General features: G+C 61.4%; 12 protein-coding genes and 1 pseudogene. 6 read left to right on the forward strand and 7 right to left on the reverse strand.

Annotation, left to right across the window (positions count from 1 at the left end; genetic code table 11):
- Nucleotides 1-36: 36 nt before the first annotated feature.
- The 5 genes and pseudogenes from bioD to bioB all read right to left on the reverse strand — a co-directional run bounded on the left by bioD (nt 37) and on the right by bioB (nt 4,633).
- Complete coding sequence (gene bioD, locus ACZZZ4_RS06410) at nt 37-717, reverse strand: dethiobiotin synthase (RefSeq protein ID WP_016772864.1); 681 nt, start codon at nt 715-717, stop codon at nt 37-39.
- Nucleotides 714-1,522: pseudogene (bioC, locus tag ACZZZ4_RS06415) on the reverse strand (malonyl-ACP O-methyltransferase BioC). The gene bioD and the pseudogene bioC overlap by 4 nt, the downstream one beginning before the upstream one ends.
- Nucleotides 1,515-2,246, reverse strand: coding sequence for an alpha/beta fold hydrolase (locus ACZZZ4_RS06420; protein ID WP_129997744.1), 732 nt, complete (start codon nt 2,244-2,246; stop codon nt 1,515-1,517). Before ACZZZ4_RS06420 ends, bioC begins: the two are co-directional and overlap by 8 nt.
- A complete protein-coding gene (gene bioF / locus ACZZZ4_RS06425; RefSeq protein ID WP_463547458.1) occupies nt 2,239-3,417 on the reverse strand; it encodes an 8-amino-7-oxononanoate synthase in 1,179 nt (392 codons plus the stop codon). The genes ACZZZ4_RS06420 and bioF overlap by 8 nt, the downstream gene beginning before the upstream one ends.
- A 160-nt stretch (nt 3,418-3,577) precedes the next feature.
- Complete coding sequence (gene bioB, locus ACZZZ4_RS06430; protein WP_016772860.1) at nt 3,578-4,633, reverse strand: biotin synthase BioB; 1,056 nt, start codon at nt 4,631-4,633, stop codon at nt 3,578-3,580.
- Between the two features lie 91 nt (nt 4,634-4,724).
- Here bioB and ACZZZ4_RS06435 point away from each other — a divergent pair, with 91 nt between their 5' ends.
- From ACZZZ4_RS06435 to rarD, 5 genes are all read left to right on the forward strand, one after another.
- Nucleotides 4,725-5,459, forward strand: a complete 735-nt coding sequence (locus tag ACZZZ4_RS06435; RefSeq protein ID WP_463547460.1) for a double zinc ribbon domain-containing protein — start codon at nt 4,725-4,727, stop codon at nt 5,457-5,459.
- Nucleotides 5,460-5,644: 185 nt separating this feature from the next.
- Nucleotides 5,645-6,409, forward strand: coding sequence for a TOBE domain-containing protein (locus ACZZZ4_RS06440; protein ID WP_463547461.1), 765 nt, complete (start codon nt 5,645-5,647; stop codon nt 6,407-6,409).
- Between the two features lie 70 nt (nt 6,410-6,479).
- Complete coding sequence (locus tag ACZZZ4_RS06445) at nt 6,480-8,381, forward strand: PhoX family protein (RefSeq protein WP_129997748.1); 1,902 nt, start codon at nt 6,480-6,482, stop codon at nt 8,379-8,381.
- Between the two features lie 205 nt (nt 8,382-8,586).
- On the forward strand, nt 8,587-9,561 hold the full coding sequence (locus ACZZZ4_RS06450) for a serine/threonine protein kinase (protein ID WP_039757662.1): 975 nt from the start codon (nt 8,587-8,589) through the stop codon (nt 9,559-9,561).
- Nucleotides 9,562-9,763: 202 nt separating this feature from the next.
- Nucleotides 9,764-10,651: an EamA family transporter RarD gene (gene rarD / locus ACZZZ4_RS06455; protein WP_415761229.1), complete on the forward strand. Its 888-nt coding sequence runs from the start codon at nt 9,764-9,766 to the stop codon at nt 10,649-10,651.
- Nucleotides 10,652-10,874: 223 nt separating this feature from the next.
- Here the strand turns inward: rarD and ACZZZ4_RS06460 are convergent, their stop codons facing one another.
- Nucleotides 10,875-11,393, reverse strand: a complete 519-nt coding sequence (locus tag ACZZZ4_RS06460; protein WP_016772854.1) for a glycine cleavage system transcriptional repressor — start codon at nt 11,391-11,393, stop codon at nt 10,875-10,877.
- 639 nt (nt 11,394-12,032) lie between these two features.
- Here ACZZZ4_RS06460 and ACZZZ4_RS06465 point away from each other — a divergent pair.
- Complete coding sequence (locus ACZZZ4_RS06465; RefSeq protein ID WP_415761227.1) at nt 12,033-14,210, forward strand: malate synthase G; 2,178 nt, start codon at nt 12,033-12,035, stop codon at nt 14,208-14,210.
- A 135-nt stretch (nt 14,211-14,345) separates the two neighbouring features.
- Here ACZZZ4_RS06465 and ACZZZ4_RS06470 read toward each other — a convergent pair whose 3' ends face one another.
- On the reverse strand, nt 14,346-14,792 hold the full coding sequence (locus tag ACZZZ4_RS06470) for a response regulator (RefSeq protein ID WP_016772851.1): 447 nt from the start codon (nt 14,790-14,792) through the stop codon (nt 14,346-14,348).
- Nucleotides 14,793-14,991: the final 199 nt, after the last annotated feature.

The following is a 14,991-nucleotide window of genomic DNA, read 5'->3' on the forward strand; positions in this document are numbered from 1 at the left end:
ACACTAATAGCACAGTGCCTGTTCATAGTGAAAAACTTAGTCGAGCAGATCCAGTTGCAGATGCTCGGCCACCGCTTCGGCGCTCAACGCTTTGAGTTTCGGCACCCGGCCCAGGCACGGCGCCGGTATGCGTTCGGCGAGCGTCGCTAAGTTTTCCTCCAGCCGAGAGGTTTTCGGATCGATGATATTCGCCACCCAACCCGCCAACTGCAGACCGTCGCGAGCAATCGCCTCGGCGGTCAGCAACGCATGACTGATGCACCCCAGCCTCACGCCCACCACCAGAATCACCGGCAGCTTCAGCGCAATCGCCAAGTCCGAGAGATTGTCCTGATCGGCCAACGGCACCCGCCAGCCGCCCGCGCCTTCGATCAGGGTGAAATCGGCGTTCATCGCCAGAATCCCGCGCATCGGCGCCAGCAGCGATTGCACCGTCAGCGCCACACCTGCTTCGCGCGCCGCCAGATGGGGAGCGATCGCTGGCTCGAACGCCACCGGGTTGACCTGTTGATAAGTCAGCGGCAAGGAACATTCGGCCAGCAGCGCCAAGGCATCGGAATTACGCAAGCCCTTGGGCGTGACGTCGCACCCGGAAGCCACCGGTTTGCCCGCCGCCGTGCTCAAGCCTGCCGAGCGCGCTGCATGGAGCAATCCGGCTGCGACGGTGGTCTTGCCGACATCGGTGTCGGTACCGGTGATGAAATAGGCTGCGCTCATAGAGGTTTCTCCAACACGGCGTACACCACCTGATACGTTGCCGGCAGCCCCGACGTCTGACGGAAGCGCTCATACGCGTCGACCAGCCCGAGAATCCGCGCCCGCCCGGTCAAACCACCCGGCCGGCCAGGGTTCAGATTGTGTGCACCCAACGCTTTGAGCTCGTGAGTCAGGCTGCGCACATCCGGGTAATGCAACACGTGCGGCAGATTTTCCAGACTCACTGCGCGCATGCCACTTCCGCCACATAACTGTTCATAGCGGGCGAACTCGCGGAAGCGATTGACGTGCACCAGCCCGTCGACCTGCTGCCAACTCTCACGCAACTCGAACAGCGTCCCTGTACACAGACTAGCAAAGGCAAAAATCCCGCCCGGTTTAAGCACGCGAAAAGCTTCGCTGAGCACCGTTTCGAAGTCGGCGCACCACTGCACCGCCAGGCTGGAGAAAATCAAATCGAAGCTAGCGTCCTGCAACGGCAGCCTTTCGGCATCGCCGGCAATGAAATGCTCAGCGCCACCCAGCGGCCGTGCGTGATTGAGCATGCCCTCGGCAATGTCCAGCGCAAAACCGCTGCTCTGGGTGAAACGCGAGGCCAGCGCGCGGGTGAAATAGCCAGTGCCGCAACCGAGATCGAGCCACCGCGACGGCGTGAAACTCGCAGGCAAGCGCTCAAGCAACTGCGTGCCGACGTCACGCTGAAACTCGGCGACGCTGTCGTAACTGGCCGCGGCGCGGGAAAAGACGCCGCCACCTGGCGCTTGTCAGGCAAGCCCCCAGGCAGCACGAGGGACAGATCAGTCATCAGCGCACTCATGTAGAAACGCCTGGATCGCGCCCGCGACTCCGTGCGGGTCCTCCAGCAGAAAAGCATGGCTGGCCTGTTCGATCAGACCAATTTCGATATCCGGCAACAGCGCGAACAATGCGCCGGCCGCTTCCGCCGGGACCAGCGCGTCCTGCCCGCCGAACAGATGAAACTGTGGGCCGCGAAACCCCTGCAGCGCCTGTCGCGTATCCAGCTGCGCGAGTAGCTCCAGACCTGCCATCAGCGCGGCCGGCGCGATGGCTGGCGCGCCACCGAGCAGCAAGCGCGACAAGCCACGCGGGTCTGGCGAACCTTGCGCACATAACAAAGCAAAACGCTTGAGCGTCGTACGCGGATCGGCCTGGCAACCGGCAAGAAATGCATCAAAGGTCTCGGCAGGCATCGCATCCGGCCACTGCTCATGCGCAACAAACGCCGGATTGCTCGCCAGCGTCAGCACCCCGCAGCACGCCTCGCCGCGTCGTGCCGCCAACTCAGAGGCGAGCATGCCGCCCAGCGACCAGCCACCGAGCCAGACTTCCTGTGGAATGCGCGCATCGAGTTCGTCGAGCCAGTCTTCAAGGTCAGCGGAGTCCAGCTCCGGCAGCGGTTCAATCTCGACTTGCAGATGTTCGTCGAGGCCACGTAATGCTGCGGCCAGCGGTTCCAGCGGCGACACGCCGAGGCCCCAGCCGGGCAACAGGATCAGACGATTACGCATGGCTTGGCTCCAACGACAATCGGGCGAAACAATCCGCCAGCCCTTCCAGTAACTGTTGCACCTGCGCCTCGCTGTGGGCGGCGGTCAGCGTGACGCGCAGTCGCGCGCTGCCGGCCGGCACGGTCGGAGGGCGAATCGCAGTGACCATCAGCCCGCGCTCGCGGAGCATTTGCGACAACCGCACCGCGCGGCCGGCATCGCCGATCATGATCGGCTGGATCGGCGTGAAACTGTCCATCAGCTCCAGCCCGATCTGCTTGGCACCGTGGCGGAACTGGCGGATCAAGGCCTGCAAGTGCTCACGACGCCAGTGTTCGCTGCGCAGCAGTTCGAGGCTTTTCAGCGTCGCGCAGGCCAGCGCCGGCGGTTGGCTGGTGGTGTAGATGTACGGCCGGGCGAACTGGATCAGGCTTTCGATCAACTCTTCGCTGCCGGCGACAAAGGCCCCGGCGGTGCCGAAGGCTTTGCCGAGGGTGCCGACCAGCACCGGCACATCGTCCTCGCTCAGGCCGAAATGCTCGACGATGCCGCCACCGTTGGCGCCCAGCGGGCCGAAGCCGTGGGCATCGTCGACCATCAGCCACGCGCCTTTGGCCTTGGCCGCGCGGGCCAGCGCCGGCAGGTCGGCGATGTCGCCGTCCATGCTGAATACGCCATCGGTCACCACCAGTGTGTTGCCAGTGGCTTTCTCCAGGCGCTTGGCCAGACTCTCGGCGTCGTTGTGCAGATAGCGATTGAAACGCGCACCGGACAACAGGCCTGCGTCCAGCAAAGAAGCGTGATTGAGCCGGTCTTCCAGAACTGTATCGCCCTGCCCGACCAGCGCGGTGACCGCGCCGAGGTTGGCCATGTAGCCGGTGGTAAACAGCAGCGCACGCGGCCGGCCGGTCAGTTCGGCGAGGGCTTCTTCCAGCGCGTGATGCGGGCTGCTGTGGCCGATCACCAGATGCGACGCGCCACCGCCGACACCCCAGCGCTCGGCACCGGTGCGCCAGGCTTCGATCACCTGCGGATGATTGGCCAGGCCCAGATAGTCGTTGTTGCAGAAAGCGAGCAGCGGTTGGCCGTCGACCACCACTTGCGGACCTTGCGGCGATTCAAGCAGCGGACGCTGCCGGTAGAGGTTTTCGGCACGGCGGGCAGCAAGGCGTGCGGCGAGATCGAAAGACATGCAGGCCTCGATTTTCAAATGACACAGATCCCCTGTGGGAGCGAGCCTGCTCGCGAATGGGCGTCACATCCAATATGGATGTTGGCGGCCAAACCGCTTTCGCGAGCAGGCTCGCTCCCACAGGGGTTTTGCATTCCTTCAGAACAATCCGCGCGGGTTTTTACACCGCAGCGTTGTAGAACTGCTCGCTGCTCTTCTGCTCCACCAGTGCCTGCTCGATCGCAGCCTGATGAACCTCATCGGAATGCTCTTCACGGGCCTCCGGCTGGATACCTAGGCGCGCAAACAGCTGCATGTCCTTGTCCGCCTGAGGGTTGGCGGTGGTGAGCAATTTGTCGCCGTAGAAAATCGAGTTGGCGCCGGCGAAAAATGCCAGGGCCTGCATCTGCTCGTTCATCGCTTCGCGACCGGCGGACAGACGTACGTGAGATTGCGGCATGAGGATGCGCGCCACGGCGAGCATGCGGATGAAGTCGAACGGGTCGATGTCTTCGGCGTTTTCCAGCGGCGTGCCAGCGACTTTCACCAGCATGTTGATCGGCACCGACTCCGGGTGCTCCGGCAGGTTGGCCAACTGGATCAGCAGATTGGCGCGATCGTCCAGCGATTCGCCCATGCCGAGAATGCCGCCGGAGCAGATTTTCATCCCCGACTCACGCACGTAGGCCAGTGTCTGCAGACGCTCGCTGTAAGTGCGGGTGGTGATGATGCTGCCGTAGAACTCCGGCGAGGTGTCGAGGTTGTGGTTGTAGTAATCGAGACCGGCCTTGGCCAGCGCTTCGGTCTGCTCCTGATCGAGACGACCGAGGGTCATGCAGGTTTCCAGGCCCAGGGCTTTCACCCCTTCAACCATCTTCAACACATACGGCATGTCCTTGGCCGACGGATGTTTCCACGCCGCGCCCATGCAGAACCGCGTCGAACCGATGGCTTTGGCGCGGGCCGCCTCTTCGAGGACCTTCTGCACTTCCATCAGTTTTTCTTTTTCCAGGCCGGTGTTGTAGTGCCCGGACTGTGGGCAGTACTTGCAGTCTTCGGGACAGGCGCCGGTCTTGATCGACAGCAGTGTCGAGACTTGCACGCGGTTGGCGTTGAAATGTGCGCGGTGCACCGTTTGCGCCTGGAATAGCAAGTCGTTGAATGGCTGTACGAAGAGTGCTTTGACTTCGGCCAGAGACCAATCGTGACGCAGGGTGGCGGTGGTGCTCGCGCTCATGGGCAATTCCTTGGTTATGCTTGGCGGGCGCCGGGGAAAATGGAATATCCACAGGCGCTACACGGATGTTCGGCATATTTAAGGAAGAGCGATGCGCTGTCAACCGCAATACCAAGGACAGGTTTACATCTGTTTAAAAAACGTACAGACCTGTTTGCTGTGCGATGAGCCCGCGGAAGCACAAATGCCAATGTGCGAGGCCTGCGAAACCGAGATGCCCTGGCTCGGCAGCCATTGTCAGAGCTGCGCTTTGCCGCTGGCGGCGGATGGCCTGACTTGCGGCGAGTGCCTGCTAGAGCCTCCGGCCTTCGAGCAGGTCGCGGTGCCCTGGGTGTATTGCTTCCCGGTGGACAGTCTGATCACGCGCTTTAAACACAACGCGAAATGGCCGTTTGGTCACCTGCTCGCCGACGTTCTCGGTCAATACCTGCAGCATCGCTTCGCCGAGGACTTGCCGCGCCCCGATGTGCTGCTGCCGGTGCCGTTGGCGAATAAACGCCTGCGTCGGCGCGGATTCAATCAGGCAGGGATGCTCGCGCGCTGGTTGAGTGTGTCGCTGGATTTGCCCTGTGAAGAACAGCTTCTAAGGCGAGTCATGCACACCGATGCCCAACAGGATCTCGACGCCAAGGCGCGCAAACGCAACTTGCGCAATGCCTTTGCGCTGGCGCCTGATGCAGAGGTAAGCGGCCGCCATTTCGCGCTGGTGGATGATGTTCTGACCACGGGCGCGACCGCTCAGGCGCTGGCGCGGTTGTTGATGAATGCTGGTGCGGCGCGGGTTGATGTGTACTGCCTGGCTCGTACGCCGAAGCCCGGTACCTGAAGCGAATACATATCTCATGTGGGAGCGAGCCTGCTCGCGAATGGGCATCACATTCAACAAAGATGTTGTTGCTCAAACCGCTTTCGCGAGCAGGCTCGCTCCCACAGGGGTTCGGCGTAAGGCTTGACTCGCGCGTTGCAAGTGGCCAACGTCCTTCTCATCGCCCGAGCCAGAAGCGTTCTGCCATGTCCCTGCCCACCCTGCTCTCCCAGCACATCGTTCGCCGTCCGCAGCGCATTGCCCTGCTGCAACACATCGCCGAGCAGGGTTCGATCACTCGTGCGGCGAAGAGCGCGGGGCTCAGTTACAAAGCGGCGTGGGATGCGATCGATGAGCTGAACAACCTGGCGCAGAAACCCTTGGTCGAGCGCGTGGTGGGCGGCAAGGGTGGCGGCGGCGCCAGACTGTCCAGCGAGGGCGAGCGGGTGCTGCGCCTGTATCAGAAATTGCAGGCGCTGCAGGCGCAGGTGCTGGAAGCGGCGGAAGACGCCAGCGATCTCGACCTGCTCGGTCGGCTGATGCTCAGGACCAGCGCGCGCAATCAACTGCATGGCACGGTGGCAGCGATTCAGGCGCAGGGACGCAACGATCTGATCCGCCTCGAACTCGCCGAGGGCATTGCTCTGGAGGCACAGATCACCCACGACAGCACCGTGCATCTGGAATTGCAGCCCGGTACCGAAGTGATGGCGCTGATCAAGGCCGGCTGGCTTGAACTGCTCGGCGCCGATCAGCCGGCCACGCCCGGACACAATGTCCTGCGCGGCACTATCGAAGCGATTCTTGATGCCGAGGACGGCCCCAGCGAAGTGCGTATTTCCCTGCCTAACGGCCACACCCTCTGCGCCTTGGCCGAACCGCTGCACTTGCGCCGCCAGCAACTCGCCGTGGGGTCTGCGGTGCAGGTGCAATGTGCGCCCTCCAACGTGCTGATCGGCACGCCGCTCTGATCGGCCCTTGCCACAAAAGCGTCATCGACCCGCATTAAGGTGTTGCCCATAACCAAGCAGGGAGCCTGATGTGAGCCTATTAGAAGAAAACCAATCCACTGATCTGGAAAAAATGGTCGGCCTCAGCCGTCGCGGTTTCATCAGCGCCGGCGCGTTGTGCGGGGCGGCGATGTTCCTTGGCGGCAACCTGTTGAGCCGCAGCGTCATGGCCGCCAGCGTCAGCGCCGGCAACAGCCGCCTGCTCGGTTTCGAGAGCATTCCGGCGGCGACCACCGACGCCATCACCCTGCCCAAGGGCTACAAGTCTTCGGTGCTGATCAGTTGGGGCCAGCCGCTGCACAAGAACGGCCCGGCCTTCGATCCGAGCGGTAACGGCACCGCTGCCGCACAGGAAGTGCAGTTCGGCGACAATAACGACGGCATGAGCCTGTTCGCCTTCCCGGACGACAAGAACCGCGCGCTGATGGCGATCAACAACGAATACACCAACTATCGCTATCTATATCCGCATGGCGGCATGCCGCAGTCGGCTGAAGACGTGCGCAAGGCATTGGCCTGCGAAGGCGTGTCGGTGATCGAAGTGCAGCGCAAGAACGGCCAGTGGCAATTCGTCCAAGGCTCGCGCTACAACCGTCGGATTCACGGTAACTCGCCGCTGCGCATCAGCGGTCCGGCCCGCGGCCACGATCTGATGAAAACCGCCGCTGACAAGCACGGCAAAAAAGTCCTCGGCACGTTCCAGAACTGCGCCAACGGCAAGACGCCGTGGGGCACTTATCTGACCTGCGAAGAAAACTTCACCGACTGCTTCGGCAGCAGCAACGCCCAGCAGCAATTCGATGCCGCGCAAAAGCGCTACGGCGTTGTCGCCAGCAGCAAAGACATCAACTGGCACCCGCACGACCCGCGCTTCGACATGGCCAAGAACCCCAACGAGCTCAACCGTCACGGCTGGGTGGTCGAGATCGATCCGTTCGATCCGCAATCGACTCCGGTCAAACGCACCGCGCTGGGCCGCTTCAAGCATGAAAACGCCGCACTGGCCGAGACCGACGATGGTCGCGCTGTGGTGTACATGGGCGACGACGAACGCGGTGAGTTCATCTACAAATTCGTCAGCCGCGATCGCATCAACCATCGCAATCAGAAAGCCAACCGCGACATCCTCGATCACGGCACGTTGTATGTGGCCAAATTCGATGCCGGCGACGGCAACCCTGATCACCCGAAAGGCCAGGGCCAGTGGATCGAACTGACCCACGGCAAGAACGGCATCGACGCCAGCAGCGGGTTTGCCGATCAGGCTGAAGTGCTCATTCACGCGCGACTCGCCGCCAGCGTGGTTGGGGCAACACGCATGGACCGCCCGGAGTGGATCGTCGTCAGCCCCAAGGACGGCCAGGTTTATTGCACCCTGACCAACAACGCCAAACGCGGCGAAGACGGGCAACCGGTGGGCGGGCCGAACCCGCGCGAGAAGAACGTTTACGGGCAGATTCTGCGCTGGCGCACCGACCGCAACGATCACGCTTCGAAGACGTTTGCCTGGGATCTGTTCGTGGTCGCCGGCAACCCCGGTGTGCATGCCGGGACGCCGAAGGGTGGCTCATCCAACATCACCCCGCAGAACATGTTCAACAGCCCCGACGGTCTGGGTTTCGACAAGGCCGGCCGCCTGTGGATTCTCACCGATGGTGACTCGAGCAACGCTGGCGACTTCGCCGGGATGGGCAACAACCAGATGCTCTGCGCCGATCCTGCGACCGGTGAGATTCGCCGTTTCATGGTCGGGCCGGTGGGTTGCGAAGTGACCGGGATCAGCTTCTCGCCGGATCAGAAAACCCTGTTTGTCGGGATTCAGCATCCGGGCGAAAACGGCGGTTCGACCTTCCCCGAGCACCTGCCCAACGGCAAGCCGCGGTCGTCGGTGATGGCGATTACTCGCGAGGATGGTGGGATCGTCGGCGCCTGATAATCCGCTTTCGCGAGCAGGCTCGCTCCCACATTTGATCGCCTGTGTGAATGAGATCAGCACACTGCAGATCCATTGTGGGAGGGGGCTTGCTCCCGAAGAGGCCCTTACAGGCAACCCGTTTCCAAGGCAAAACCCTCAACCGCTACAGTCTGCGCTACCATGCCGAGCCGGACGCAGCAGCCTGCTGCGCGCAGGAGTCAGCATGGCCCACCCGTTTGAAACCCTCACCCCCGATCTCGTCCTGGATGCTGTTGAAAGCATCGGTTTCCTCAGCGACGCGCGCATTCTGGCGCTCAACAGCTACGAAAACCGCGTGTATCAGGTCGGTATCGAAGACTCCGAGCCGCTGATTGCCAAGTTCTATCGTCCGCAGCGCTGGACCAACGAGGCCATCCTTGAGGAGCACCAGTTCACCTTCGAACTGGCCGACATCGACATCCCGGTGGTGGCGCCGCTGATCCACAACGGCGAAACCCTGCATGAGCACGCCGGTTTCCGCTTCACGCTTTTCCCGCGCCGTGGGGGCCGTGCGCCGGAGCCGGGCAATCTTGATCAGCTGTATCGCCTCGGCCAGTTGCTCGGGCGCATGCATGCGGTGGGCGGCACCAAGCCGTTCGAACACCGCGAAGCCCTCGCCGTGCAGAACTTCGGCCATGCTTCGCTGAACACCCTGCTTGAGGGCAATTTCATTCCCAAAAGCCTGCTGCCGGCTTACGAGTCGGTTGCCCGCGACCTGCTCAAACGCGTCGAAGACGTCTACGCCGCCACGCCGCACCAGAACATCCGCATGCACGGCGACTGCCACCCCGGCAACATGATGTGCCGCGACGAGATGTTCCACATCGTCGACCTCGACGACTGCCGCATGGGCCCGGCGGTGCAGGACATCTGGATGATGCTCGCCGGCGATCGCCAGGAGTGTCTGGGGCAGTTGTCGGAATTGATGGACGGCTACAACGAATTCCATGATTTCGACCCGCGCGAACTGGCGCTGATCGAACCGTTGCGCGCCTTGCGCCTGATGCACTACAGCGCCTGGCTGGCGCGGCGCTGGGATGACCCGGCATTCCCGCACAGCTTTCCGTGGTTCGGCACTGAGCGTTACTGGGGCGATCAGGTGCTGGCGTTGCGTGAGCAACTGGCGGCACTGAATGAAGAGCCGTTGAAACTGTTCTGATTCAACGCTTGGCTAATGTGGGAGGGGGCTTGCTCCCGAAAGCGGATTGGCATTCAACATTGATGTTGGCTGATACACCGCCTTCGGGAGCAAGCCCCTCCCACATTCGGTGTTCACAATTCCATGAACATTGGTCTGCGACATTCGCAGACAAATCTCCTTACAATCACTCCTTTGTCAGCTGCCTGAACAAGGATTCTGCATGCAAGCCGCCAACCCGCGTCGCGGGTACATTCTGGGCCTGAGCGCCTACATCATCTGGGGCCTGTTCCCGATCTATTTCAAAGCCATCGCCGAAGTCCCGGCCGTCGAGATCATCATTCACCGGGTGCTGTGGTCGGCGCTGTTCGGTGCGTTGCTGCTGATGGTGTGGAAGCACCCGGGCTGGCTGCGCGAGCTGCTCGACAACCCTAAACGCCTGGCGATCCTTGCGTTGAGCGGCACGCTGATCGCGGCCAACTGGCTGACCTACGTGTGGTCGGTGAACAATGGCCGCATGCTCGAAGCAAGTCTGGGTTACTACATCAATCCGTTGGTCAACGTGCTGTTGGGCATGGTGATCCTTGGCGAACGGCTGCGGCGCATGCAGTGGGTGGCCGTTGGCTTGGCTGCGGTGGGCGTGGCGCAGCAGGTGTGGCAAGTCGGAAGCCTGCCGTGGGTGTCGCTGGCGCTGGCGCTGACCTTCGGTTTTTACGGCCTGATCCGCAAGCAGGCGCCGGTCAAAGCGCTGCCGGGGCTGGTGGTGGAAACCTGGATGCTGGTGCCGATTGCGATTGCGTGGTTGCTGTTCAACCAGACTGCCACCAGCGTGCAGCCGGCCTTCTGGACCACCTCCGAAGCCTGGTGGCTGGTGGCCGCCGGCCCGGTGACGCTGGTGCCGCTGGTGTGTTTCAACGCCGCCACCCGCCACTTGCCCTACACCACCATCGGCTTCCTGCAATACATCGCGCCGACGCTGGTGTTGCTGCAAGCCGTGCTGCTGTTTGGCGAGCATTTGTCTTCGAGCACGCTGGTCGCGTTCATGTTTATCTGGGCCGGGTTGGCGGTCTATAGCGTTGACGCGTGGATAAGTTTGCGCCGACGCACCTGATCAAAAAACGCACAAACCTCTACAGGCCACGGTTCTCGTGGCCTGCATCGTTCCTTCCCAAGCTTATCCACAGCGTGATCCCCGCCGTTTGTGCGCAAGTCACTGAATGTTGGCGGTTTTTTGATCAACCGGCGCAAAGCCACGGCCGGCGTGGCGTGGCGGCCCGTCTCTACAGGTTATCCACAGGCAGGTGCACGTTAAACCTGAATAACCCTGTTTGCGCTTAAACCTCTGTGCGCAACACCAGCTCGACCATCAGATCATCGGCCAGGGTTTCCAGGCGCGCCTGCAGAACGTCGAGCGACAAGGTGAGTGGCACCGCCAGAATCGCCTCGGCGTGAAACAGCGGCTCGCTGCTCATCGGCGCCGGGCGCACCTCAGTTACCAGTCGCTCCAGGTTTACGCCCTGCTCGCTCAACAGCCGAGTGATATCGCGGACGATACCCGGTCGGTCATTGCCGACCAGTTCCATGGCGATCGGTTTCCACGTGCAGGACTGCTCGACGCCGCTTTCGGCAATCAATACGCGGATGCCATGGGCCGAGAGCGCTTGCAGGGCATCGACCAGTTCATCGTAAGCCTCCGCCGGCACGCCCACGCGCAGGATCCCGGCGAACTGCCCGGCCATGCGTGACATGCGGCTTTCCAGCCAGTTGCCGCCGTGCTCGGCGATGCATTGGGCGATGCGCTCGACCTGCCCGGGCTTGTCCGGGGCAAAAACGGTGAGTACGAGATGATCCATGGCGCAGCCCTCTTGTCATGACTTTTGTTATCGAAGGGCAAGTATAGGCAAGCGGCTTGATTCAGCCTGACCCAGTGCTGGCAGATGATGGCCTGTGGCGAGGGGATTTATCCCCGTGCGGCTGCGCAGCAGTCGTGAGTCCTGCCAATTGGGTCTGCCAGCCGGAGCGCAGGGGGCGGCTTCGCCACCCAACGGGGATAAATCCCCTCGCCACAGATTCGCTCATCGCAAAGGTGGAGACGCCAGACTGCGCCATAGCAGCCAAACAGCATTTATGTGTACAACTTTCGATATTTAGCTGGAACAATCCAATGCTTTTTTGAGAACATCCCGTTCCGCGACGTGACCGCAATGCGTCATGAGGTCGCAGAACGACGTAATTAGTCTGATTTTCACAAGCGCAACTCATCATGTAGTATGCCGCAGCGCGCACTACATAACGCTGGATCGATGTCTGCCCAAGGCCCTTCGCAACCCTGAAAGCCCCGTCAGCAAGGCCTCCAAGCCGTTGATTGGTCCTAGCCCAGCCGCCAGCAATGGCATGTACTGGTCCGCAGGTTTGTGGTTTAAATGGCCAGAAGCTTCATTGTTAAATTGACGAGCTGAAAAGCGAAATAGCTGAGCAGAGTGAGGCAAGCAATGACTGAACACGTTCAAGTCGGTGGCCTGCAGGTCGCCAAAGTCCTGTTCGACTTCGTGAACAACGAAGCCATTCCCGGTACCGGCCTCACCGCCGAACAATTCTGGGAAGGTGCCGACAAGGTCATTCACGACCTGGCGCCGAAGAACAAAGCCCTACTCGCCAAACGCGATGACTTCCAGGCGCGCATCGATGCCTGGCATCAGCAGCATGCCGGCCAGGCGCACGATGCCGTGGCCTACAAAGCTTTCCTGCAAGAGATCGGTTATCTGCTGCCAGAAGCGGCTGATTTCCAGGCGACGACACAAAACGTCGACGATGAAATCGCCCGCACCGCCGGCCCGCAACTGGTCGTTCCGGTGATGAACGCGCGCTTCGCGCTCAATGCTTCGAACGCCCGCTGGGGTTCGCTGTACGACGCTCTCTACGGCACCGACGCGATCAGCGAAGAGGGCGGCGCGGAAAAAGGCAAAGGCTACAACAAGGTGCGTGGTGACAAAGTCATCGCCTTCGCCCGTGCTTTCCTCGACGAAGCCGCGCCACTGGCAGCGGGCTCCCACGTCGACTCGACCGGCTACAAGATCGCTGACGGCAAACTGGTCGTGACGCTCAAGGGCGGCAGCAACAGTGGCCTGCGCGATGACGCCCAGTTGATCGGCTTCCAGGGCGACGCCAACGCACCGATCGCGGTGCTGCTCAAGCACAACGGCCTGCACTTCGAAATCCAGATCGACGCCAGCACCCCGGTCGGCCAGACCGACGCCGCCGGCGTCAAAGACATCCTCATGGAAGCGGCGCTGACCACGATCATGGACTGCGAAGATTCCGTGGCCGCCGTCGATGCCGACGACAAAGTGGTGATCTACCGCAACTGGCTCGGCCTGATGAAGGGCGACCTCGCGGAATCCGTGTCCAAGGGCGGCCAGACCTTCACCCGCACCATGAACCCGGATCGCACCTACACCGCGCCCAATGGCGGAGAAGTGACCCTGCACGGTCGTTCGCTGTTGTTCGTGCGCAATGTCGGCCATCTGATGACCATCGATGCGATCCTCGACAGCCAAGGCAACGAAGTACCGGAAGGTATCCTCGACGGTCTGGTGACTTGCCTGGCCGCAATGCACAACCTCAACGGCAACACCTCGCGGCGCAACACCCGCACCGGTTCGGTGTACATCGTCAAACCGAAAATGCATGGCCCGGAAGAGGCGGCATTCACCAACGAGCTGTTCGGGCGCATCGAAGATGTCCTGCGCTTGCCGCGCAACACCCTGAAAGTCGGGATCATGGACGAGGAGCGCCGCACCACGGTCAACCTCAAGGCCTGCATCAAGGCGGCCAGCGAGCGTGTGGTGTTCATCAACACCGGTTTCCTCGACCGCACCGGCGACGAAATCCACACCTCCATGGAAGCCGGCCCTGTCGTGCGCAAGGCTGACATGAAGGCCGAGAAGTGGATCGGTGCCTACGAAAACTGGAACGTCGATATCGGTCTGAGCACCGGCCTGCAGGGTCGTGCGCAAATCGGCAAAGGCATGTGGGCGATGCCGGATCTGATGGCCGCGATGCTCGAGCAGAAAATCGCTCACCCACTCGCCGGCGCCAACACTGCCTGGGTGCCATCGCCGACCGCCGCTGCGCTGCACGCGCTGCACTACCACAAGGTTGACGTATTTGCGCGTCAGGCCGAACTGGCCAAACGTGCGCGCGCCTCGGTGGACGACATCCTGACCATTCCATTGGCAGTGAACCCAAGCTGGACACCAGAGCAGATCAAGAACGAACTGGACAACAACGCCCAAGGCATTCTCGGTTACGTGGTGCGCTGGATCGACCAGGGTGTCGGTTGTTCGAAAGTGCCAGACATCAATGACATCGGCCTGATGGAAGACCGTGCGACGCTGCGCATCTCCAGCCAGCACATCGCCAACTGGCTGCGCCACGGGATCGTCACCGAGGAACAGGTGATGGAAAGCCTCAAGCGCATGGCGCCGGTGGTCGACCGCCAGAACGCCAACGACCCGCTGTATCGCCCGCTGGCACCGGACTTCGACAGCAACATCGCCTTCCAGGCGGCGGTCGAACTGGTGATCGAAGGCACCAAGCAACCGAACGGCTACACCGAGCCGGTGCTGCACCGCCGTCGTCGTGAGTTCAAGGCCGCAAATGGTCTGTGACTTGAGTTGATGGTTGGAATGAAAAAGGCCCTGATCGAGAGTTCAGGGCCTTTTTGTTTTTGAGGTGGATTGAATTCTTTGATCGTTCCCACGCTCTGCGTGGGAACGATCATCTGCTGGGCGACGAAATATGTCTTAAGGTTCTATGCCCAATTCGTGTTTCACCAACTCAAGCAACTTGCCCGTATCAATCGGCTTGAGCAGAAAGTCCACCACGCTCAAATGCATCGCTTCGATCGCGTCTTTCACGTCGGCATCGCCGGAGACGATGATGATCGGCATCGCTGCCCGTACCGATTCACGCACCTGGCGAATCAGCTCGAGGCCGTCGACATTGCCCATGCGCAGGTCGGTAATCACCAGACCGATCGAAGGCTTTTCATCGAGCATTTTCAGCGCGGTTTCACCGCTGGCTGCGGTCATGCAGCGAATGCCGTCCAGCGCGAGAATCTCCGACAACAGCTCGCGGGCGTCCTTGTCGTCGTCGACGATCAGGACACGCTGCGGCGGCAGATCAGGTTCGAGCATTACTGCGCTGAGCGCTTCACGCTCGGCGTCGCTCAAAATATCGTGGTCGGACATGGCGTTCTCTAAATGTTCAAACAATCCCTGGCAAGTCGTCAGACATCGCCGGACAGCGCTTCAATGTGCACTTCGTCGGAATTTTTTCCAAGTGGCTAGCGCAAGCTTTTCCGAGCTTTTGTGTAGGTTATTTCCGAAAATCGGCCAATGGTGGCTAAACCTAGACTTACGTCCAATGGGCACTCTGCCCGCCGGGGTC

Source organism: Pseudomonas sp. AC252, assembly GCF_979258105.1.

Bases quoted from the DNA above. Each gene is read 5' to 3' on its own strand.
- bioD (WP_016772864.1), bottom strand. From the start codon at position 717: ATGAGCGCAGCCTATTTCATCACCGGTACCGACACCGATGTCGGCAAG.
- ACZZZ4_RS06420 (WP_129997744.1), bottom strand. From the start codon at position 2,246: ATGCGTAATCGTCTGATCCTGTTGCCCGGCTGGGGCCTCGGCGTGTCG.
- bioF (WP_463547458.1), bottom strand. From the start codon at position 3,417: ATGTCTTTCGATCTCGCCGCACGCCTTGCTGCCCGCCGTGCCGAAAAC.
- bioB (WP_016772860.1), bottom strand. From the start codon at position 4,633: ATGAGCGCGAGCACCACCGCCACCCTGCGTCACGATTGGTCTCTGGCC.
- ACZZZ4_RS06435 (WP_463547460.1), top strand. From the start codon at position 4,725: ATGCGCTGTCAACCGCAATACCAAGGACAGGTTTACATCTGTTTAAAA.
- ACZZZ4_RS06440 (WP_463547461.1), top strand. From the start codon at position 5,645: ATGTCCCTGCCCACCCTGCTCTCCCAGCACATCGTTCGCCGTCCGCAG.
- ACZZZ4_RS06450 (WP_039757662.1), top strand. From the start codon at position 8,587: ATGGCCCACCCGTTTGAAACCCTCACCCCCGATCTCGTCCTGGATGCT.
- rarD (WP_415761229.1), top strand. From the start codon at position 9,764: ATGCAAGCCGCCAACCCGCGTCGCGGGTACATTCTGGGCCTGAGCGCC.
- ACZZZ4_RS06460 (WP_016772854.1), bottom strand. From the start codon at position 11,393: ATGGATCATCTCGTACTCACCGTTTTTGCCCCGGACAAGCCCGGGCAG.
- ACZZZ4_RS06465 (WP_415761227.1), top strand. From the start codon at position 12,033: ATGACTGAACACGTTCAAGTCGGTGGCCTGCAGGTCGCCAAAGTCCTG.
- ACZZZ4_RS06470 (WP_016772851.1), bottom strand. From the start codon at position 14,792: ATGTCCGACCACGATATTTTGAGCGACGCCGAGCGTGAAGCGCTCAGC.